The 20,484-nt window shown below is 73.6% G+C and carries 17 protein-coding genes; 10 read left to right on the plus strand and 7 right to left on the minus strand.

From position 1 onward, the window contains the following. Window positions 1–23: 23 nt before the first annotated feature. The 9 genes from Q1B24_RS01850 (at window position 24) to Q1B24_RS01890 (ending at window position 10,545) form a co-directional block, all read left to right on the plus strand. A complete protein-coding gene (locus Q1B24_RS01850; protein WP_299922599.1) occupies window positions 24–2,369 on the plus strand; it encodes a helix-turn-helix domain-containing protein in 2,346 nt (781 codons plus the stop codon). 145 nt (window positions 2,370–2,514) lie between these two features. Beyond that, window positions 2,515–3,225 (plus strand): hypothetical protein, encoded by a 711-nt coding sequence (locus Q1B24_RS01855; RefSeq protein ID WP_299922601.1) that lies wholly within the window; start codon window positions 2,515–2,517, stop codon window positions 3,223–3,225. A gap of 1 nt (window position 3,226) precedes the next feature. Beyond that, the gene (locus tag Q1B24_RS01860) at window positions 3,227–3,751 is read left to right on the plus strand and encodes a SigE family RNA polymerase sigma factor (RefSeq protein WP_299922603.1); all 525 of its coding nucleotides are present in this window, start codon (window positions 3,227–3,229) and stop codon (window positions 3,749–3,751) included. Window positions 3,752–3,782: 31 nt separating this feature from the next. Continuing rightward, window positions 3,783–4,316: a GNAT family N-acetyltransferase gene (locus Q1B24_RS01865; RefSeq protein ID WP_299922605.1), complete on the plus strand. Its 534-nt coding sequence runs from the start codon at window positions 3,783–3,785 to the stop codon at window positions 4,314–4,316. An 87-nt stretch (window positions 4,317–4,403) separates the two neighbouring features. After that, window positions 4,404–5,702 carry a trypsin-like peptidase domain-containing protein gene (locus Q1B24_RS01870; RefSeq protein ID WP_299922607.1) on the plus strand — a complete coding sequence of 433 codons (1,299 nt, stop codon included), beginning with the start codon at window positions 4,404–4,406 and terminating at the stop codon, window positions 5,700–5,702. A gap of 120 nt (window positions 5,703–5,822) precedes the next feature. Beyond that, window positions 5,823–6,974, plus strand: coding sequence for an acyl-CoA dehydrogenase family protein (locus Q1B24_RS01875; protein WP_299922609.1), 1,152 nt, complete (start codon window positions 5,823–5,825; stop codon window positions 6,972–6,974). A gap of 10 nt (window positions 6,975–6,984) precedes the next feature. After that, the gene (locus Q1B24_RS01880) at window positions 6,985–8,121 is read left to right on the plus strand and encodes an acyl-CoA dehydrogenase family protein (protein WP_299922611.1); all 1,137 of its coding nucleotides are present in this window, start codon (window positions 6,985–6,987) and stop codon (window positions 8,119–8,121) included. Next, on the plus strand, window positions 8,121–9,281 hold the full coding sequence (locus Q1B24_RS01885; RefSeq protein ID WP_299922613.1) for an acyl-CoA dehydrogenase family protein: 1,161 nt from the start codon (window positions 8,121–8,123) through the stop codon (window positions 9,279–9,281). Before Q1B24_RS01880 ends, Q1B24_RS01885 begins: the two co-directional genes overlap by 1 nt. Window positions 9,282–9,306: 25 nt before the next feature. Further along, window positions 9,307–10,545, plus strand: a complete 1,239-nt coding sequence (locus tag Q1B24_RS01890; protein ID WP_299922615.1) for a hypothetical protein — start codon at window positions 9,307–9,309, stop codon at window positions 10,543–10,545. 3 nt (window positions 10,546–10,548) lie between these two features. On the opposite strand, the gene Q1B24_RS01895 is transcribed toward Q1B24_RS01890, so the two are convergent. The 4 genes from Q1B24_RS01895 to Q1B24_RS01910 all read right to left on the minus strand — a co-directional run bounded on the left by Q1B24_RS01895 (window position 10,549) and on the right by Q1B24_RS01910 (window position 15,641). Continuing rightward, on the minus strand, window positions 10,549–11,817 hold the full coding sequence (locus Q1B24_RS01895) for a glycosyltransferase (protein WP_299922617.1): 1,269 nt from the start codon (window positions 11,815–11,817) through the stop codon (window positions 10,549–10,551). Further along, entirely contained in the window at window positions 11,814–12,845 is a 1,032-nt protein-coding gene (locus Q1B24_RS01900; protein WP_299922618.1) for a hypothetical protein, read from the minus strand. The genes Q1B24_RS01895 and Q1B24_RS01900 overlap by 4 nt, the downstream gene beginning before the upstream one ends. 91 nt (window positions 12,846–12,936) lie before the next feature. Next, window positions 12,937–13,965 carry a GNAT family N-acetyltransferase gene (locus Q1B24_RS01905; RefSeq protein ID WP_299922620.1) on the minus strand — a complete coding sequence of 343 codons (1,029 nt, stop codon included), beginning with the start codon at window positions 13,963–13,965 and terminating at the stop codon, window positions 12,937–12,939. Beyond that, a complete protein-coding gene (locus Q1B24_RS01910; RefSeq protein WP_299922627.1) occupies window positions 13,962–15,641 on the minus strand; it encodes an ATP-binding cassette domain-containing protein in 1,680 nt (559 codons plus the stop codon). Before Q1B24_RS01910 ends, Q1B24_RS01905 begins: the two co-directional genes overlap by 4 nt. A gap of 296 nt (window positions 15,642–15,937) precedes the next feature. On the opposite strand from Q1B24_RS01910, the gene Q1B24_RS01915 reads away from it, so the two are divergent. Next, window positions 15,938–17,254 (plus strand): Nramp family divalent metal transporter, encoded by a 1,317-nt coding sequence (locus Q1B24_RS01915; RefSeq protein ID WP_299922629.1) that lies wholly within the window; start codon window positions 15,938–15,940, stop codon window positions 17,252–17,254. A gap of 3 nt (window positions 17,255–17,257) precedes the next feature. Here Q1B24_RS01915 and Q1B24_RS01920 read toward each other — a convergent pair whose 3' ends face one another. The 3 genes from Q1B24_RS01920 to mgrA are packed head-to-tail and all read right to left on the minus strand — an operon-like array spanning window position 17,258 to window position 20,443. Beyond that, window positions 17,258–17,992, minus strand: coding sequence for an N-acetyltransferase (locus Q1B24_RS01920; RefSeq protein WP_299922631.1), 735 nt, complete (start codon window positions 17,990–17,992; stop codon window positions 17,258–17,260). Between the two features lie 43 nt (window positions 17,993–18,035). Then, complete coding sequence (locus Q1B24_RS01925; RefSeq protein ID WP_299922634.1) at window positions 18,036–19,412, minus strand: FAD-dependent oxidoreductase; 1,377 nt, start codon at window positions 19,410–19,412, stop codon at window positions 18,036–18,038. Continuing rightward, window positions 19,409–20,443 (minus strand): L-glyceraldehyde 3-phosphate reductase, encoded by a 1,035-nt coding sequence (gene mgrA / locus Q1B24_RS01930; protein ID WP_299922636.1) that lies wholly within the window; start codon window positions 20,441–20,443, stop codon window positions 19,409–19,411. The genes Q1B24_RS01925 and mgrA overlap by 4 nt, the downstream gene beginning before the upstream one ends. Between the last annotated feature and the right edge of the window lie 41 nt (window positions 20,444–20,484).

Consider the following 20,484-nt stretch of genomic DNA (forward strand, 5'->3'; position numbering starts at 1 on the left):
ACGGCATCGGTCACGGAGGTGACGTGGGGACACGTGGGGACAGCACCCTCGGCAGGGTGCTGCGCGGGATGCGCGAGGACGCCGGCCTCTCCCAGGAGGAGCTCGCCGAGCGCGCGGGGTTGAGCCCGCACGCGATCAGCGCCCTCGAGCGCGGGACCCGTACGCGCCCCTACCCCCACACGCTGCGCTCGCTCGCCGCAGCGCTGGACCTCACCGAGGAGCAGCGCGCGACCCTGCTGGCGGCCGTCCCGTCGAGGGCACCGCGCGCTTCCTCCACCGCTTCGGGCGCCACCCCCGGCGCCACTCCCGAGACCGCTCCCGGCCGGCGCGAGCTGCCGGTCCCCGCCACGCCGCTGATCGGTCGTGACGACGACGTCGGGCGGGTGGGCGACCTGTTGCGCGGGAGTCGCCTGGTGACCCTCAGCGGGCCCGGCGGCGTGGGCAAGACCCGCTTGTCGCTGGCGGCGGCGGCGGCCGTCCGCGACCGCTACGCCGACGGCGTGCTGCTGGTCGAGCTCGCGCCGCTCCTGGAGCCGGGCCAGCTGCTCCCCGCGGTCGCCGACGCCGTGGACGCCACCCGCGACCCCACCCGGTCGGTGGCCGATGACATCGTCGACCGGTTGCGCGGCCAGCACCTGCTCCTGGTGCTGGACAACGTCGAGCACCTCCTCGACGCCGCGCCCGACGTCGCCGCCCTCGTGGAGGCGGTGCCCGACCTCTCCGTCCTGGCGACCAGCCGGGCGCCGCTCCGCGTGCGCGGCGAGACGGAGTACGCCGTCGACCCGCTCGAGGTGGACGACCTGCCGGACGGGTCGCCCTCCCCCGCCGCCCTGCTCCTGCTCGACCGCGCGCAGCGGGTCAACCCCGGATGGGGTGCCGACCCGGCCGACGCCGTGGCGGTCGGCGCCACCTGCGAGCGCCTCGCCGGGCTGCCGCTCGCCCTCGAGCTCGCCGCCGCCCGGGCGCGGCTGCTCGACCCCGGCTCGCTGCTGGAGCGGCTCGACACGGCGCTCCAGGCGGGGCCGCGCGACCTGCCGCCGCGCCAGCGCACGATGCGGGCGACGCTCGACTGGAGCCAGGGACTGCTCGATGCACCGGCCCGCCGGCTACTGCGGCTCATGGGGGTCTTCGCCGGTGGCACCACCCTCGCCGACCTCGAGGCGATCGCGGCCCGCGTCGGCATCGCCGACGACGAGGTCGTCACCAGCCTCGAGGAGCTCGTCGAGCACTCGCTGGTCCTCGCCGAGGGCCAGGGGCGCCTGCGGATGCTCGAGCCGGTGGCCCAGTACGCCCGCGACCTGCTGCGGGAGGCGGACGAGTGGGACGAGGCCGCACGCGCCCACGCGGCCCACTACCTGACGGTCGCCCAGGCCAACCACTCGAGCTATCGCGACGGCGGCCAGGTCGCGGCGCTCCACCGCATCGACCTCGAGCACGCCAACCTCACCGCGGCCGCCGAGCGCTCACTCGCGGCGGGAGACATCGAGACCCCGGCCCGGATGGCCTGGGAGCTGTGGCTCTACTGGTGGCTGCGCGGGCACCACGACCACGGCCGGCGGTTCGCGGAGACCGCCCTCCACCACGCCGCCGACCTGCCCGACGACGTGCACGCCCGCGCCGCGCTCGCGGCCGCCACGATGGCCTTCGCGATGGACGACGTCACGGCGGCCGCCGCCTCGTGGGCACGGGCCCACCAGCACGCGGGTGACGACCCGGTGGTCCTCTCCAACGCTGTCGCGGGCGAGGGCCTGGCGGCGCTCGTCGACGGCGACCTCGTGCTGGCCCGTGACCGTTTCGAGGAGGCCATGCACCATGCCGCGGTCGGCGGACCCGAGGTCCAGTGGACCTGGGGGTTGGCGCACGTCTGGCTGGGCACCGTCGCACTCCTCGACGGTGACGCCGACGAGGCAGTGCGGCTGATCGAGGCCGGCCTGGACTCGGCCAGGAGCCGCGAGGACCGGTTGTCGTCCTACATCGCCCTCTACAACCTCTTCCAGGTCGAGCTCGGGCGCGGCGACCACGACGCCGCCCGCCGCCACCTCGAGGAGAGCACCCGGCTCTCGCTCGAGACCGGCGACCAGGCCAACCTCGCCTACCTGCTCGACGCGGGCGCGGTGCTCGCCGCCGCCTCCGACCAGCACGCACGGGTGCCGCTGCTGCTGGGTGCGGCTCAGGCGATCCGGGAGGCGCAGGGAGCCCGAGGCTACGGCTACTACCGGCCGGACCCCGACACCATCACCGCCGCGGCCGACGACGCGCGGTCGCACCTGGGCGCCGACCGCTACGACGACGCCCTGGACACCGGGCGCGGGTTCTCCCCCCTGCAGGCCGCGGCGATGCTGCGCGGCCCCGACCCGACCCCGGCCTGACAGGGGCCTGACAGGCCGGACGGGGGCCTGACACCGGCTCGTACATCCCTCGCACACCTGCGGCTGTCCGTGGTCCACGGCGTCGTACGCACCGAGGGTGGTGGCCCGGCACGGATCCGTGCCCCCACCACCCGAGGAGCCACAGATGAGCACCACGCTCGATCCGTCCACCGCGTCCGGTCCGCACCGCGATGCCGGCACCGGCGCACCCACCCGGCCACCCGGCCGCGTCTGGGTGCTCGCCGGCCTCGGCGCCGGCCTCGCGGGCATCGCCTCCGTCCTCGCCAGCGGCATGGTCGACGCCGTCTACGACCCGGCCAACGGCGGGGACGCCGAGGCGATCACCGACGCCACCGCGGAGCTGGTGCCGCAGATCCTCACCTTCCACACCGCGACGATGGTCTCGTGCGCCCTGCTGGTCGTGTTCGCGGCAGGCCTGCACCGACACCTGCAGCGACGTACGCACCCCGACAGCATCGTGCCGGGGGTCGCGGCGATCGGGCTCGTGATGGTCTGCGTCGCCCAGCTGCTGGGCGCCGGGCTGACGACCGAGTTCGCCTTCGGGCTCTCCGATCCCGACGACGTGCTCGTCCCCGAGACGGTCGTCTTCTTCGGCCACTGGATCGGCACCATCCCGTGGCTGTGGGGCGGCATCGGGCTGACCGCCCTCGCCCTGGCCAGCGCGGCGCTGAAGCAGGGCGCGTTCTCCCGCTGGCTCGGCTGGACCAGCCTCGTGCTCGGGGGACTGACCACCGTGCTCCTGGTCAGCCCGCTGCAGTACATGGCGGGCATGACCGGGCCGATCTGGCTCGTGGTCGTCTCCGCCGCGCTCCTGCGCTCGGTGCGCCGGTCCTGACATGGCCGCCGTCGTGCACGACGAGGCGCCGACGGCGCCCGACTTCGCGTCGTACGTCGCCGCCCGGCGACCGGCCCTGCTCCGCTGGGCGCGCGTCGTCGCGGGCGACCCGCACAGCGCGGAAGACCTGCTCCAGGACTCACTGGTCAGGGTCCTCCCCCGCTGGGAGGGCATCCGCGAGGGCGCGGCGGCCGACGCCTACGTCCGGCGCACCATCACCCGCCAGTACGTCAGCTGGCAGCGGCAGCCGTGGCGACGCGACGAGGTCGCCTCGGCCGCCGTGCCGGAGACCGCTCCGGCCGACGGGCCGGCCACGACCGTGGAGCACGCCGGGCGGCTCTGGGACCTCGTCCTGGCGCTCCCGCCGCAGCAGCGTGCCGCCGTCGCGCTGCGCTACTACGAGCAGCTGAGCGTGGCCGAGACGGCCGCGGTGCTCGGCTGCTCGACCGGCACCGTCAAGTCCAACACCAGCCGCGGCCTCGCGGCGCTACGCCGGTCCGTCGCCCACGCGGCGCCGAGCCCCTGACCACCCCGAACGACCGCCGAGAGGACCTCCCATGCCACCGCCGCCCACCACCACCGACAAGACCCGCCCCACCTGGCTGCCCGCCGACTTCCGCCACCCGACACGGGTCGACGTCCCCTTCGGGCACCACCTGCGACCGATCCGCGCCGAGGACACCGACCTGGACATGGTCGCCGTGATGGGCTCGCGCGATCGGCTGTGGAGCATCTACGGCGAGGCGTGGGGATGGCCGCCCGCCGACATGACGCACGAGGCCGACCGCGCCGACCTCGCCCGCCACGCGGCGGAGATGGAGACCCACGAGTCCTTCAACTACGCGCTCCTCGACACCGACGAGACGGCGCTGCTGGGCTGCGTCTACATCGACCCGCCGGAGAAGCCGGGCGCCGACGCCGAGATCTCCTGGTGGGTCGTGGACGAGTGCGTGGGGACCGAGCTGGAGGCGGCCCTCGACGAGCTGGTCCCGCGCTGGATCGCCACGGAGTGGCCGCTGGAGCGGCCGCGCTACGTCGGGCGCGACCTCACCTGGGCGGAGTGGCTGGCGCTTCCCGACCTGCCCCGCTGAGGCCGCGCAGTGATCCGCGGCGAGGTCTCTGCACCTTCCCAGCCCGTTCTCAGGGCATCCACAGGGTCGCGGCGCATCGTCGAGGACATGAGCGACGGACAGACCCCCCAGCACCCCCAGCCGGCCGACGACAACCCCTACCAGCGCGCCTCGGCGGGGTGGACCGGCACCGAGTCGCACCACACCCAGCCCCTGCCGCCGGCGTACGGCGCGCAGTCGGGGTTCCCCGTCCAGCAGCCCGCTCAGACGCCGCCGCGCGAGCGCGCGGGCCGGGGCCGCGCAGGTCTGGTCGCCGCGGTCGTCGCCACCTCCCTGCTGGTCGGCGGAGGGGCCGGCATCGGCGGTGCGGCCTGGTGGGACGCCACGCAGGACGGGTCGGGCGGCTCCTCGCAGACCAGCCCGGTCTCCACCTCTCCGGTCGCCTCGCAGTCGCAGACCCCGGCCGCCGACGGGTCGGTGGAGTCCGTGGCGCAGAAGGTGCTGCCCAGCGTCGTCAAGATCGACGTCACCACGGCCCAGGGCGGCGGGTCCGGCTCCGGGATCGTCCTCACGGCCGACGGCACGATCCTCACCAACAACCACGTGGTGGAGGGCGCCGAGGCGGGCAGCCTCACCGTGTCCTTCGACGACGGCACCAGCGCGGAGGCCGAGGTCCTCGGCACCGACCCGCTCACCGACACCGCGGTCATCAAGGCTGCGGGGGTCTCCGACCTGACTCCGGCCACCATCGGCAAGTCCGCCAACCTCGGCGTCGGCGAGAGCGTCGTCGCGATCGGTTCGCCGTTCGGCCTCGACGCCACCGTCACCAGCGGCATCGTCAGCGCGCTCGACCGTCCCGTCAACGTCGGCTCCGACGACCAGGGCAACTCCACGACGTACCCCGCGATCCAGACCGACGCCGCGATCAACCCCGGCAACTCGGGCGGCCCGCTCGTGGACCTGACCGGTGCCGTGATCGGCATCAACTCCTCGATCCGCACGGCGGCGTCGCAGTCGCCCTACGGCGGCCAGTCCGAGGCGGGCTCGATCGGCCTCGGGTTCGCGATCCCCATCGACGAGGTGATGCCGATCGTCGACCAGATGGCGGCAGGCGAGACCCCGACCCACGCGCGCCTCGGCGTGCAGGTCGGCGACCCGCAGACCGGTGAGGGCGCCGGCGCCGTCGTGAGCGAGGTGACGCCCGGCTCGACGGCGGACAAGGCCGGCCTGGACTCCGGCAGCGTGGTCACCAAGGTCGACGACCAGCGGATCACCGGCGCCGACTCTCTCGTCGCGACCATCCGCTCCTACCGCCCCGGCGACTCGGTGACCCTCACCTGGACCGACAGCGGCGGGGAGGAGCAGAGCGCCGAGCTCGTGCTCGACTCCGACGCCACACAGGGCTGACCCCCGGTAACGGGTCCGACACCGCACTCCCGCCCCCATCAGTGGGGGCGGGAGTGCGTGCATGGACCCGTTACCGGGTGACCGCCATGATGGGGCCACCCGTCCGACCCGAGGAGTCACATGCAGCTCGAGCTCAGCCCCGCCGACGCGGAGTTCCGGTCGCGGATGCGGGAGATCTTCACGACCAAGGTCCCGCAGGAGATCCGCGACACCGTGCTCGAGGGACGGCACCTCACCCGGGACCAGATCGTGGAGGCCCAGCGGACCCTCAACGCCGAGGGCCTCGCCGTGCCGCACTGGCCGGTCGAGTGGGGCGGCCAGGACTGGACCGAGCTCCAGCGGCACCTGTGGCACGAGGAGATGCAGCGCGCGGGCGTGCCGATCCCGCTGGCGTTCAACGCGTCCATGATCGGGCCCGTGATCGCCCACTTCGGCACCCAGGAGCAGAAGGAGCGCTTCCTCCCCGCCACTGCCAACCTCGACATCTGGTGGTCGCAGGGCTTCTCCGAGCCCGACGCGGGATCCGACCTCGCCAGCCTGCGCACGAGCGCGGTGCGCGACGGCGACGACTGGGTCGTCAACGGTCAGAAGACGTGGACCACGCTGGGCCAGCACGGCGACTGGATCTTCACCCTCGTCCGCACCGACCCCGAGGTGAAGAAGCAGGCCGGCATCTCGATGCTCCTCATCGACATGACCACGCCCGGCGTCGAGGTGCGCCCGATCGAGCTCATCGACGGCGGCCACGAGGTCAACGAGGTGTGGTTCTCCGACGTGCGGGTGCCCGGCGACCTGCTGGTCGGTGACCTCAACGGCGGCTGGACCATCGCCAAGTTCCTCCTCGGCAACGAGCGGGTCGGCGTCGCGCCGGTGGGTGCGACCAAGCGGGCGCTGTCGGCGCTCAAGTCCCACGCGGGCGCCCTGCTCGACGACCCGCTCGTGCGGGCCCGCATCGCCGAGCTGGAGAACGACCTGCTCGCCCTCGAGCTCACCGCGCTGCGCGTGGTCGCGCACTCCTCCGACGGTGCGCCGCACCCCGCCTCGTCGGTCCTCAAGCTCCGCGGCACCGAGCTCCAGCAGGCCGTCAGCGAGCTCGCCCTCGACCTGGCGGGTCCGGCCTCGCTGGCCGCCCGTGCGGACGACGACTCGCCCCAGGAGGGCTGGGCGCGCCGTGCGGCGCCGACCTACCTCAACCTCCGCAAGGCCTCCATCTACGGCGGGTCCAACGAGATCCAGCGCCAGATCATCAGCCGCACGATCCTGGGACTCTGAGGGGGACGACGTGGACTTCACCTACGACGACGAGCAGCAGGCGCTGCGCGAGGCCGTCCGCGGCCTGCTCGCGACGGCGTACGCCGACCACGAGGCGCGGCGCCGCACGGTGGCCGACGACCCGGGCTTCGACCGCGCCCTGTGGGGGCGCCTGGCCGAGATGGGCGTCCTCGGGCTGCCCTTCAGCGAGGCCGACGGGGGCGTCGGCGCCGGTCCGGTCGAGATCGGGATCGTGTGCCAGGAGCTGGGCCGCGTGCTCGCGCCCGAGCCCTACCTGTCCGGGGTCGTCCACGCCGGAGGCCTGGTGGCCGCGGTCGGGACGGCGGAGCAGAAGGCCGAGCTGCTGGGGCGCCTCAGCGCCGGCGAGGTCCTGCTCGCTGCGGCCGACACCTCCCCCGGCGACCGCTGGACCTCGGACGCCGACGGCGTACGTGCCTCGGTGGCCGACGGTACCTGGACCCTCGACGGCGTCGCCGACCCGGTCATGGGCGGCGCGTCCGCCGACCACCTCGTCGTCACGGCAGCGCTGCCCGACGGCGGCACGGGCGTCTTCGTCGTGGACGCGGCCGCGGCGTCGGTGACCGGCTACGCAGCCGCCGACCTGACCCGGGCGGCCACGGTCCGCTTCGAGGGCAGTGAGGCCACTCCGCTGGGCGAGCCCGGCCGCGACCTGTCGGCCAGCATCGCCACGATCAGCGACCTGACCCGCATCATGGGCGCCAACCAGGCGCTCGGCGTGATGCAGAGCCAGGTCCGCGCGACGACCGACTACCTCAAGAGCCGCAAGCAGTTCGGGGTCACCCTCAACACCTTCCAGGCGCTCACGTTCCGCGCCGCCGACATGTACGTCTCGCTCGAGCTCGCCCACAGCACCGTCGACTGGGCGACCATGACCATCGCGGGCGGCGACCGCGAGGTCGTGGCCGACGCCGCCGACCGCGTCGGGCTCCAGGTCGGCCGGGCGGCGCGCCACATCGGGCAGGAGGCGATCCAGCTGCACGGCGGCATCGGCATGACCGCGGAGTACGCCGTCGGCGTGGGGACCGCGCACCTCACGGTGCTCGAGCAGTGGCTCGGCAACGCCGGGCACCACCTCGGCCGGCTGTCCGCGCGCGTCACCGACCACGAGCTGGTGGACGCGGTCTGATGGACCTCTCGCTCACCGACGAGCAGCAGGCCTTCCGCGACCTCGCCCGCGACTTCCTCGAGCGGGAGGCCGTCCCGCACCGGATGCGGTGGGACCACGACGAGTCCGTCGACCTGGCGATCGTGCCGAAGATGGCCGAGCTGGGGTTCTTCGGACTCACCATCCCCGAGGAGTACGGCGGCGTGGGTGGCGACTACGTCACCTACTCCCTCGCGATGGAGGAGCTCGGCCGGGCCGACTCCGCGCTGCGCGGCATCGTGTCGGTGAGCAGCGGCCTGGTCGGCAAGTCGATCCTGGACCATGGCTCCGAGGAGCAGAAGCAGGAGTGGCTGCCCCGGCTCGCCTCCGCGACGGCACTCGGGTGCTTCGGGCTCACCGAGCCGGGCACCGGGTCCGACGCGGGCAACCTCACCTCCCGGGCGGTCCGCGACCCTTCGACAGGCTCGGACTGGGTGATCGACGGCCAGAAGCTCTTCATCACCAACGGGACGTGGGCCGACGTGGCCCTCGTCTTCGCGCGCACGAGCGACGACGGCCCGCGGGGCGTGACCGCGTTCCTCGTCCCGACCGACTCCCCCGGCTTCGAGGCCCGCGAGGTGCGCAACAAGCTCGGTCTGCGCGGCCAGGCCACCGCCGAGCTGTTCCTGTCCGGCGTACGCGTCCCGGACTCGGCCCGGCTCGGCGAGGTCGGCCAGGGCTTCAGGATCGCGATGGGCACCCTCGACAAGGGCCGTCTCGCCGTCGCCTCGGGCTGCGTCGGGATCGTGCAGGGCTGCCTCGAGACGTCGGTGGCGTACGCCACGGAGCGCACGCAGTTCGGCAAGCCCATCGCGTCCTTCCAGCTCGTGCAGGACCTCATCGCCGGCATCTCGCTCGACGCCGACGCTGCGCGGCTGCTGGCCTGGCGGTGCGCCGACCTCATCGACCGGGGCCAGCCCTTCGGGGTCGCTGCCTCCAAGGCCAAGCTCTTCGCCTCGGAGGCCGCCGTGCGCGCCGCGAACAACGCGATCCAGGTGCACGGCGGGGCGGGCTACGTCGACGACTTCCCGGTCGCGAAGTACCTGCGGGACGCGCGGGTGATGACGCTCTACGAGGGCACGTCGCAGATCCAGAAGCTCATCATCGGCCGCGCCGAGACGGGCATCAGCGCCTTCGGCTGACGCCGTACGCCCCTAGACTCCGGGCGTGCGCCAGGCAGCCGTAGTGCCTCCCGTCGTCGGCCTGGCCGTCGCTGCGCTCGTCGTCGTCCTCACCGGCCAGGGCGGCAGCCCGACGACCGTCACCGCACCCGCGGTGCCGGCGGAGATGGCGGGCTACTCGCACCTGACCGGCTCGGTCTCGTCGTCGCCACCTGGATCCGTCGTCGCGCTGTGGCAGCACGGCTACGGCGTCGAGTTCCTCGACTTCCCCCAGGCGGTCGTGCTGGGCGCGGGAGGCGACACCTACCGCCGCGTCGACGTCGCCGAGGGGCGCGCCGGCGGGGAGACCCAGGGCGACCCGGCGCCGATGCTGCTCTCGCCGGACGGCAGCCGGGTGGCGGTCGGCGACCACGACATGGACCGCTCCGACGTGGTCGTCGTCGACCTGAGCACCGGCGACACCACCCGCCACCCGCTCCCCACCGGGCGCAGCGTCGTCCCGGTGGCCTGGTCCGCGGACGGTCGGACGCTCGCGAGCCTGGTCTCCGACGAGGCCACCAACCCCTACTCCGGCGGTCGCATCACCGGCGACATCGCGGTGCTGGACCCCACCGACGGCGCCACCGACGTGCTGGACCTCGACAGGTCGTCCACCGGGGCCGCGTTCTCGCCCGACGGATCGGAGGTGGCGGTCGACCAGTCCGGGGTGGTCACCGTCGTTGACCTGCAGGACGGTGCCGAGCGGAGCCTCGAGGTCGACGGGGTGCTGGCGGGTCCCGCCGCCTGGTCACCCGACGGCCGGCTGCTCGCCGTCACGACGACGAAGCCGGTACAGGCGCCGCCGGGTGTGGAGGCTCCCGGCATCCCGACCGGGCTGGCCTTCGTCGACGCGACCGGGGGCGCCGGCGACGTGCCCGACCCCCTTCCGCTCGACCTCACCGGTCCGGGGCGCGTCCTGGGCTGGTCCGGCCAGGACGAGGTGCTCACCGTGCTCGCCGTCGAGGGCACCGACACGTGCTGCGGGTACGACCAGCAGACCCTCTCCGTGGTCCCGCTCGACGGCACCGAGCCGCGCACCCTGATGCGGATGTCGGACCTGACGTCCTTCGGCGTCGGTCGCTTCCAGCTGGCCGCGTCCGTCGCCGCCTCGCTCGAGGTCGTCACCCCCGACGACGTCGACCGAGGCCCGTGGCCGTGGCCACTGCGTGGCGTCCTCGCCGTCGCGGCCGGCCTGCTGGCGTGGGTGCTCGCGCGCGCCGTGCTGCGCCGCACGCGTCGTTCGTAGCCGTCAGGCCCAGCCCCCGAGCCACGCCGCCAGCGTGACGTCCTCGGTCCACGGCCGCAGCGTCGCGTCGAGCGGCGGGCCTGCGGTCGCGAGGTCGGGGCGCCCCCACCGCTCGGCCCGACGGCGCAGGCGCAGGTCCTGCAGCTCGGCGCGACCGGCCGCGACCTCGCGGGAGCCCATGCCCCCGTCGAGGCCGTCGAGGAGCGACGTCCACGCAGCGACGTCGCCGAACAGGCACTGGCGCACCTCGAGGTGGAGCCGTGCCGACGCCGGCACGTCCTCCTCGGCCGGCACCGCCCGGGGGTCGTCGCCCACCAGGTCGCGCTGCCGCTCCGTGAGTCGTACGACGGTGCGCGGCAGCGCGGCCAGCAGCGAGTCGACGCTCACCAGCAGCTCCGCGTCGCCCAGGGTCGGGGCGAGGGTGACGACCAGGTCGGCCGGACCGCGCGTCAGTCCGCGCCAGGTGGTGCCGGGCGCGGACGTGCGATCGGCGACGGCCACAGTCTCGGCGAGGAGTGCGCCCGGGTCCGCCTCACGGGCTCCCGCGTCCGGTCCGTCGTGCCAGGCGACGGCGTCGCGGCGGTGCGCCACCAGGCCGCCGGCGGTCCAGGAGCGGTGGGCGAAGTCCCAGTCCTCGCCGCCGTAGGCGGAGAAGGTCTCGTCGAAGCCACCGACCTCGTCGTACCACCAGCGGCTGCACGCGAGGACGGCGCTGATGACGAAGCGGTGGCTGGTGTGGTCGGCGTCCAGCAGGTCGCGGCTGTCGGCGTACGCGTCGCGGAGCCAGGCCGGCTCGGGCAGCTCCAGCGGTGGCGCGACCTCCTCGATCGCACCGTCCGGCGCGGTGCCGGCGAGGTCGGCGTGCCGGCGGCGTCCCACGACCAGCGCCTCGGGCAGGGCCTCGGGCAGGGCGACCATGCGCTCGACGAAGTGCGGCTCGGGGACGGTGTCGGCGTCGAGCAGCACCAGCAGCTCACCCGTGCTCGCCGCGACGCCGAGGTTGCGCGCGGCTGCCGCCCGGAAGCCGTCGTCGTGCTGCCGGACCACGCGCACCCCGGGCGGGACCTCGGGCGCCCGGTGCGACCCGTCGTCGGTGACGATCACCTCGTCCGGCAGCCGGGTCTGGCGGCGCAGTGCCGCGAGCGTGCGGTCGAGCTCGTCCTGCTGCTCGAAGTGGGTGACCACGACCGACACCCGCCGCCGGGGCGCACCGTCGGGCGCGAGGTCCCAGCGGTTGCCCGGCACCGAGGTGCCCCAGGGCGGCGCGGTCATCCGACCGACGCCCACCACGCGCGGTAGGCCGCGGCCGTCTCCTCGATCCGCGGACCGAGGTCGGCGTCGGGAGCGGTCCACGTCGACGTCGGCCGGCGCAGCACGGCGTCGAGGCGCGGGACGAGGGTGGAGTCGTCGAAGAGGCTGAGGGTGCCGGGACGGAGCGCGGCCATCTCGCGGGCGTAGGAGCCGTCGCGCACGAGGGGGCGCCGGCCGGCGGCGATCCAGGAGTTGAGGCTGCCCGACGCGGAGACGTTGCGGTGTGCCGTCACCCCGACCGCCACGCCGCGGAGCGCGTGGACCAGGTCGTCCTCGGGCACGCGGCCGGTGACCTCCACCGGCACTCCCCTGTCCCGGGCCGTGCGGACCAGCCCGTCGACCTCGTCGGCGTGGCCCGGCGCAGCGTCGCCGAGGATCCGCACCGAGGCCATCGTTCCGGCCCGTCGCAGCGCGGCGACCGCGCGGACGACCTGGCGGTGGCCCTTGCCGGGGTAGACGAAGCCGAAGACGCCGACCACCGGCTCCGGGTCGACGGCTCCGCCTGCCGCAGCGGACGGAGCGGGTCGACCGGGCCGACCGGGCGCGACGGGCACCGGCAGCGGGATGACGGTCCCGCGGGCCCCGGTGGCGCTCCAGCGGTCGACGAGGGCGTGCTCGTGCCACGAGTTGGTGGCCCATGCGTGGCTCGCGCGCACGATGCGTCCGTACGCCTCGGCACGCGCGGCGAACACGGGGCCGTCGGTGGGCTGCGGGACGTCGTGCAGGGTCACCGTCAGGCGCACCCGGCGGGCGAGCCGCTCCACCGCGGCCGCCGCCTCTCCCGGCTCGCGGCCCAGCAGCCGGTCGGTCAGGTGCAGGTGCACCGCCGCCCCGGGGACGAGCTGGGCGACGTCGCGGACCACGGGCGCGCGGGCAGCGCCGGCCACCTCGCCGGCGTATCGGGTGACCCCGTGCGTGTCGGGGCCGAGGAGCAGGTGGTGCGGCGCGGCGAGGTCCGTGTCGTGGAGGTGGGAGGCGGGCCTGAGCACCCGATCATCCTCATCGACGTTGGACAGACCCGTGCTCCCCCCAAGGCATGGGGCGCGGCCACACCGGCGTGAGCGTGCGCACGCTGCGGGGTCAGGTCGTGGCGAGCTTCTTCTGGAAGTCGCCCAGGCGCGCGACCGGACGGAAGCCGAGCACCTCGTTGACGCCGATCATGTGGCTGTTGACCTCGGCGTTGTAGGTCGTCAGCCGGGTGATGTCGGGCCGCTCGCTCTGCAGCAGGCGCAGGTTGGCCACCTTGACCGCGACCCCCAGCCGGTGGCCCCGGTGGGCACGACGCACGAGCGTGCCCCACTGGTAGGCATGACCCGTCTCGTGGGCGGTCGTGGCGAGGTCGGAGTAGGCGACCACGTCCCCCGAGGACGACAGCGCGACGGTGTTGTACTTCGTGCGCCCCTGCCGCGCGACCGTCTCCTCACGCTCGCGCACGGCTTCGGTGCTGACCGCCTCCGGCTCGAGCTCGAGGTCGCCGGTGGGCGCTTCGGTGGCCAGGATCGACGTGATCTCGGCCCATCCCTGCAGCAGGTCGTCGGGCACCGGACCGCTCCACGAGCGGAGCGTGTACGCCGGGTGGGATCGGGCCGCGTCGTCGGCGAGCCCGGCGAGCAGGTCGTCGTCGACCGGCAGCCGGAGCTCGCGCTGCACCTCGGACAGGGCGAGCTCGTAGCCACGAGCCCGGGCGAACTCCGGCCCGGAGGCACCGTCGCCCGCCGACCCGGCGTCGTACGGCCACGACGACAGGCCGGTGAGCACGCGACGTCCACGCGCGCGGGCCTCGTCCTCGAGCAGCGTGAGCAGGGCGGTGCCGGTGCCCCGACGCCGGTGGGTGGGCAGCACGTGGACGTCGAGCTCGGCCAGCTCGACGTTGTCGAGCAGCGGGGTGCGCAGCCACCCCGCTCCGACCGTCGTCCCGCCCGCGACGGCCGACCAGGCACCCGACCGGCTGTGGCTACCGGCGGCCTGCATCGTCGCCCGCAGCTCCTCCAGCTGCCACGGCGTCGCTACCTCGCCCAGCTCGTGGCGCGCCGAGGCCTCGTACACGTGGTGCCAGGCGGCGAAGGCGGTGTCGTCGGTCGGGTCGACCGGCAGGATGTCGAGGCTCATCGGGCGCGGGACACCCGACCCTCGTCCCAGACCGGGCCGTCGGACTCGTAGACCTCGCCGTCGGCGCCGTAGACCAGGAAGCGGTCGAAGCCGCGGGCGAACCATCGGTCGTGCGTCACCGCCAGCACGGTGCCGTCGAAGGCCTCGAGCCCCGCCTCGAGCGCCTCGGCGGACTGCACGTCGAGGTTGTCGGTGGGCTCGTCGAGCAGCAGCAGCGTCGCCCCCGACAGCTCGAGCAGCAGGATCTGGAACCGCGCCTGCTGACCGCCGCTGAGCGAGTCGAACCGCTGCTCGCCGGCGTGGGCGAGCTCGTAGCGGTCGAGCACCCGGCTGGCGGCCTCGCGGCCCATGCCGTCACGGTGGTCGTCGCCGCGGTGCAGGATCTCCAGCAGGGTGCGCCCGACGAGCTCGGGGTGCTCGTGGGTCTGCACGAACCACCCCGGCCGCACCCGCGCCCCCAGCTTGGCGCTGCCGGTGTGCGCCACCGGCGCAGGCGGTACGCCGACGGGCTGGTGCTCGACGTCGGGGTCGCTGCCGCCGGCGGCGAGGAGGCGCAGGAAGTGCGACTTGCCGGAGCCGTTGGAGCCCAGCACGGCCACCCGCTCGCCGTACCAGACCTCGAGGTCGAACGGCTTCATGAGGTGGGTCAGCTCGAGGTCGGTGCACACCACCGCCCGCTTGCCCGTGCGCCCGCCCTTGAGCCGCATCTTCACCTGCTGCTCGCGCGGCTGCTCGGTCGGCGGGCCCGCTTCCTCGAACTTCTTCAACCGCGTCTGCGCCGCCTGGTAGCGGCTGGCCATGTCGGAGTTGTAGGCCGCCTTCTGCTTGTACATCAGCATCTGGGCGCGCAGCTTGGCGTACTCCTCGTCCCAGCGGCGGCGCAGCTCCTCGAAGCGCTCGAACCGCTCGGCCCGCGCCTCGTGGTAGCTCGCGAAGCCGCCGGGGTGGGTCCACACCAGGTTGCCCGCACTGCCGAGCTCGACCGTGACGATGCGGGTGGCGGTGTTGTCGAGCAGCTCGCGGTCGTGGCTGATGAACAGGATGGTCTTGGGCGACTCCCGGATGCGCTCCTCGAGCCAGATCTTGCCGGGCACGTCGAGGTAGTTGTCCGGCTCGTCGAGCAACAGCACCTGGTCGGGCCCCTGCAGGAGGTACTCCAGCACCAGCCGCTTCTGCTCACCGCCCGACAGCGTGGTGAGCGCGCGGTACTTCGCCCGGTCGAAGGGCATCCCCATCGCAGCGGTGGTGACCTTGTCCCACACCACCTCGAGGTCGTAGCCGCCGACGTCGCCGTAGTGCCCCAGCGCCTCGGCGTACGCCATCTGCACCGGCTCGCTGTCGTCGTCCATCAGCCGCAGCTCCTGCGCCGCGACCTCCTGCGACCAGCGGCGTACGTCGGCGGGCGCGACCGACAGCAGCAGGTCCGCGACCGTCTCGTCGGCGCCCCCGTGGCCGACGAACTGGCGCATCACCCCGAGCCCGCCCGAGCGCGTGACCACCCCGGCGTGCGGCTTGAGGTCTCCGGTGACGATCCGCAGCAACGTGGTCTTGCCCGCGCCGTTGGCGCCGACCAGCGCGACCTTCTGCCCGTCGCCGACCCGGAAGCTGACGTCGTCGAGCAGCACCCGCCCGTCCGGCAGCTCGTAGCGCACTCCGGCGACATCCACATGACCCACGGCCGCATTCTCGCAAGCCACCCAGCCCGCCGTCGCGTGGATATCCCCGCGCCACTACCTGAGGGCCACGCAGACGTCATGAGGATCCGGGATTCGAACCTCGAATTCTCATGACGTTACGACGAGCCGCCGTCGACCAGCGCGGGGCCCTGGTCACGGCTCCGCCAGGACGAGATTCACCGCCACGACCCGTCCGACGCGGACGTGCCCATCCGCGCCGGTTCGCAGATCTCGCCTACGGCCAGGAGTCGCCGCACCGCCGGCCACTGGTCCAGACCACCGTTAGGGTGCTGGCCATGGCTGACACGACCTCCACCGGCTCGACCGGCTCGACCGGCTCGACCGGCTCGACCGGCTCGACCGGCTCGACCGGCTCGACCGAGCAGACCACCGCCCCCCGTTGGCGGATCATCGGCCCCGGGCTCGTCGTCGCCGCGACCGGCGTCGGGGCGGCCGACCTCGTCGCGACGCTGATCGCGGGGCAGAAGTTCGGCTACACGCTGCTGTGGTGCGTGGTCGTGGGCTGCCTGATGAAGATCGTGCTCGTCGAGGGCGCCGGTCGCTACTCGCTCTCCACCGGACGCACGATCTTCGAGGGCTGGCGTTCGCTGGGCGCCTGGACGACGTGGTACTTCGCGCCGTACATCGTGGTGTGGGGCTTCGTCTACGGCGCCGCCGCGATGGCCGGCACCGGCCTCGCGCTGGCCGGCCTGACCGGCGTCCTGTCGGTCACCTGGTGGGGCATCCTCTCCGGCCTGCTCGGCCTGGTGCTCGTGTGGACCGGGCGCTACAGCGTGTTCGAGAAGGTGCTCGCGGCGCTGGTCGGGATCATGTTCGTCACGATGGTGGGGGCCGCGCTGCTGACCGTGCCCAACCTCGGCGAGGTGCTCACCGGCCTGGCGCCGAGGATCCCGGAGGACGGGCTGATCAACACCCTGGCCCTCGCCGGCGGTGTCGGCGGCACCATCACGCTCGCCGCCTACGGCTACTGGCTGCGCGAGAAGGGGTGGAGCACCCCGGCCTACATGCGGGTCATGCGCATCGACAACACCGTCGCCTACGTCGTCACCGGCATCTTCGTCCTGGCCACCCTGGTGGTCGGCGCCGAGCTGCTCTACTCCACGAGCGTGGCCATCGAGTCCGGCGACGCGGGCCTCCTCGACCTCGGCGTCGTGCTGCAGGATCGCTACGGCGACTGGGCCGGCAAGCTCTTCCTGGTCGGCTTCTGGGCCGCCGCGATGTCCTCGCTGGTCGGCGTGTGGAACGGCGTGAGCCTGATGTTCGCCGACTTCATGACCAACGTGACCGGCGGCGAGGAGAAGGACGCCCGCGCCGGCGGCAAGTGGTACAAGGTCTACATCCTCTGGCTGACGTTCCCGCCGATGGTGATGATGTTCCTCGGCAAGCCCGTGTGGCTGATCCTCGCCTACGGCGTCCTCGGCGCGTTCTTCATGCCGTTCCTCGCGATCACCCTGCTGTGGCTGCTCAACACCGACCGCACTCCCGCGGAGTGGCGCAACAAGCTGCACTCCAACGTGCTCATGGCGATCATCGCGCTCGCCTTCCTCGCGCTGTGCGTCAACGAGGTCCGCAAGCTCGTCAGCGGCGCCTGACGCTCACACGCCGGTGGGGTGCCTGACCCAGACGTTGGGCTCGACGTAGGTCACCGTGCCGTGCTCGGCGTCGCACATCACCGGCGCCAACGCCCCGGGTACGACGACCGGGCCGGTCGTGTCGAACGCCAGCCCGGTCCACTCCCGCCACTCCTCGACCGTGCCGGGGATGACCATGGAGCGCGGCGCCACCCGGTCGATCCGTCCGCCCGCCCGGACGTGCACGCGCAGCCACGGGTCGATGGGCAGCCCGTCGTGGCGGGTGCGGGCGGCGTACGCCGTCATCGACTCGTGCACGTCGCTCTTGCCGTTGGGGCGCACGGGCGCGAGCAGCTCGGGGAAGCCGAGCCGGCCGGCGTTGTCACGCAGCGCGGTGACGATCCGGCCCGACAACCCGGTGCCCTGCAGGCCGGGCTCGATGGCGATCTCGACCGCGGAGACGGCGTTGGGCTCCTCGCCCCACAGCGCGGTCAGCAGGCCGCTGCGGATCGCGAAGTCCCACCCCGCGTCGGGCAGCTCGTCGTCGTCGAGCCGGAAGGGCACGGAGTGCGCCTTGGCGACCTGGCGCCCCGACGCGTCGAGGCAGACGAGCACGAACTCGGCGAAGTGCTCCAGCGAGGCGTAGTAGCCGTTGCCGATGGGGTCGTGCTTCATGAATTCCGGCCACGACGTCTCCATGTCCCAGAAGGTGTCCATGAGGTCCGGCCGCTCGGCGAGGGTGACGATCTCGACGTCCATGTCGTCATCCTGACCGACCCGGACGGCCGGCGCCCGCCGTTTTTCAGAGCCGCTCGGCCACCCGCCGCGCCGCGATCTGCAGGACCTCCCACGTCGTGGCGAACGGCGGGGCGTAGGAGAGGTCCATCCAGGCGAGGTCGTCGACGGATCCGCCCGCCCACAGCACGGCGGCCGCGGTGTCGATGCGCTTGCCCGCGCCGTGCCCGCCCACGACCTGCACGCCGAGCAGCCGGCGGGTCGCGCGGTCGGCCATCACCCAGATCGCGATCGGCTCGGCCTCGGGCATGTAGCCAGCGGCCGTCGAGCCCTCGGTGACGAGGGCGACCGGGTCGAAGCCGGCGCCCTCCGCGTCGGCACGGGACAGCCCGGTGCGGGCGATCTCGAGGTGCACCTCGCCCGAGGAGAAGCGCGTGATCGACGTGTCGACCATCCCGTCGAACGACAGGTCGCCACCCGCCAGGCTGTCGCCGAGCGCCCGCCCGTGCTTGGTCGCGTGGGTGCCGAGCGGGCGGAAGACCCACTGGTCGTCGATGCGGCGGCGCACCTCGCAGCAGTCCCCGGCCGCCCAGACGTGGTCGGCCACCCGCCCCTGGGGGTCGGGCCGCAGCGCCCCGTCCTCGGTCATCTCCAGTCCGCTGCCCGCCAGGAACCCGGTGGCCGGCTTGACGCCGACCGCCACCACGACGAGGTCGGCCTCCCGCGAGCCGCCTTCCCAGTGCACCCCGGTCACCCGGTCGCCGTCGAGCTCGAGACCGGTGACCTCGGCGCCGAGCACCAGCTCCACCCCCGCATCGACCAGCCCGGTGTTGACCCGGTCGGACATCTCGTCCTCGAGCATCCCCATGCCGCGCGTACGGGTCAGGACGGTGACACCGAACCCCTGCTCGAGTGCCGCCTCCGCGACCTCGACGCCCACATAACCCGCCCCCACGACCACCACGTGCGCGCCCGGTCCGACGCGCGCGAAGCTGCGCACCCACGCGGCGCCGTCGTCCAGGGTCTTGACCACGCCCACCCCGTCGTACGACGTCCCGTCGGGGCGCAGCGCCCAGTCGGGCACGACCGCCGGGGCACCGGTGGCGACGACCAGGTCGTCGTAGTCCAGCACGTCCCCCGCGGCCGTCGTCACCGTGCGTGCCGCCAGGTCGACCGCGACGACCTCGGTCCCGAGGCGCAGGTCGATGCCGGCGTCGCGGTGCTCGTCGGCGGTGCGGGCCACCAGGTCGTCACCGCTGCCGACGTCTCCGGCCATCCAGTAGGGGATCCCGCAGGCGCTGTAGGACGTGTGGCGCCCCGCCTCGAGGGCGACGACGGACAGCGCCTCACCGCGTCCCGCCGCCGTGCGGAGGGCCTGGTGCGCCGCCGACATGCCGGCGGCGTCGGCGCCGACGACCACCACGCGCCTGGGGGCCGGGCTCATTCCTCGATCTGCTTCGCCCAGAGGTTGACTCCGGAGTCGACGGCGTAACGGTCGATCTCGGCGAGCTCGGCCTCCGTCAGCGGCGTCGCGTCGAGTGCGTCGAGGTTGGTGTCGAGCTGCTCCACGCTGGAGGCCCCGATCACCGCACTCGTCACGCGGTCGTCGCGGAGCACCCACTGGAGCGCCAGCTGCGCGAGCTTCTGCCCGCGGCCCTCGGCGATCGCGTTGAGCGACCGCACGCGCCCGAGCGTCTCGTCGTCGAGGCCGGTGATGGTCGAGCCGTCGCGAGCCGCACGGGAGTCCTCCGGGACGCCGTCGAGGTAGCGGTCGGTGAGCAGTCCCTGGGCGAGCGCGGTGAAGGCGATGCAGCCCATCCCCTGCTCCTCGAGCTCGTCGAGCAGCCCGCCCTCGATCCAGCGGTTGAGCATCGAGTAGGACGGCTGGTGGATGAGCAGCGGCGTGCCGAGCTCGCGTGCGACGGTGGCTGCCTCCCGCGTGCGCTCCGGGGAGTACGACGAGATGCCGGCGTAGAGCGCGCGCCCGGACCGCACCGCGGTGTCCAGCGCCATCATCGTCTCCTCGACGGGCGTCTCCGCGTCGAAGCGGTGGCTGTAGAAGATGTCGACGTAGTCGAGCCCCATCCGCGCGAGCGACTGGTCGAGGGAGGCCAGGACGTACTTCCGCGAGCCGCCGCCCTGGCCGTAGGGGCCCGGCCACATGTCGTAGCCCGCCTTGGTCGAGATGACGAGCTCGTCGCGGTAGGCCGCGAAGTCGTCGGCGAGGTAGCGGCCGATGTTCTCCTCGGCGCGGCCGTAGGGCGGGCCGTAGTTGTTGGCGAGGTCGAAGTGGGTGACCCCGCGGTCGAACGCCCGTCGCAGGATGGCGCGCTGCGTCTCCTCGGGCCGGTCGGTGCCGAAGTTCTGCCACAGCCCGAGGGACAGGGCCGGCAGCCGGAGGCCGCTGCGGCCGGTCCGCCGGTAGTGCATCCCGGTCGTGTCGTCGTACCTGTCGGGGGCTGCTTCGTAGGCCATGGCGCACATCCTGCCCGGTCCACGTTCAGGGGCGCGCCGGG

Source organism: uncultured Nocardioides sp., from assembly GCF_947488025.1.
Classification (GTDB): Bacteria; Actinomycetota; Actinomycetes; order Propionibacteriales; family Nocardioidaceae; genus Nocardioides.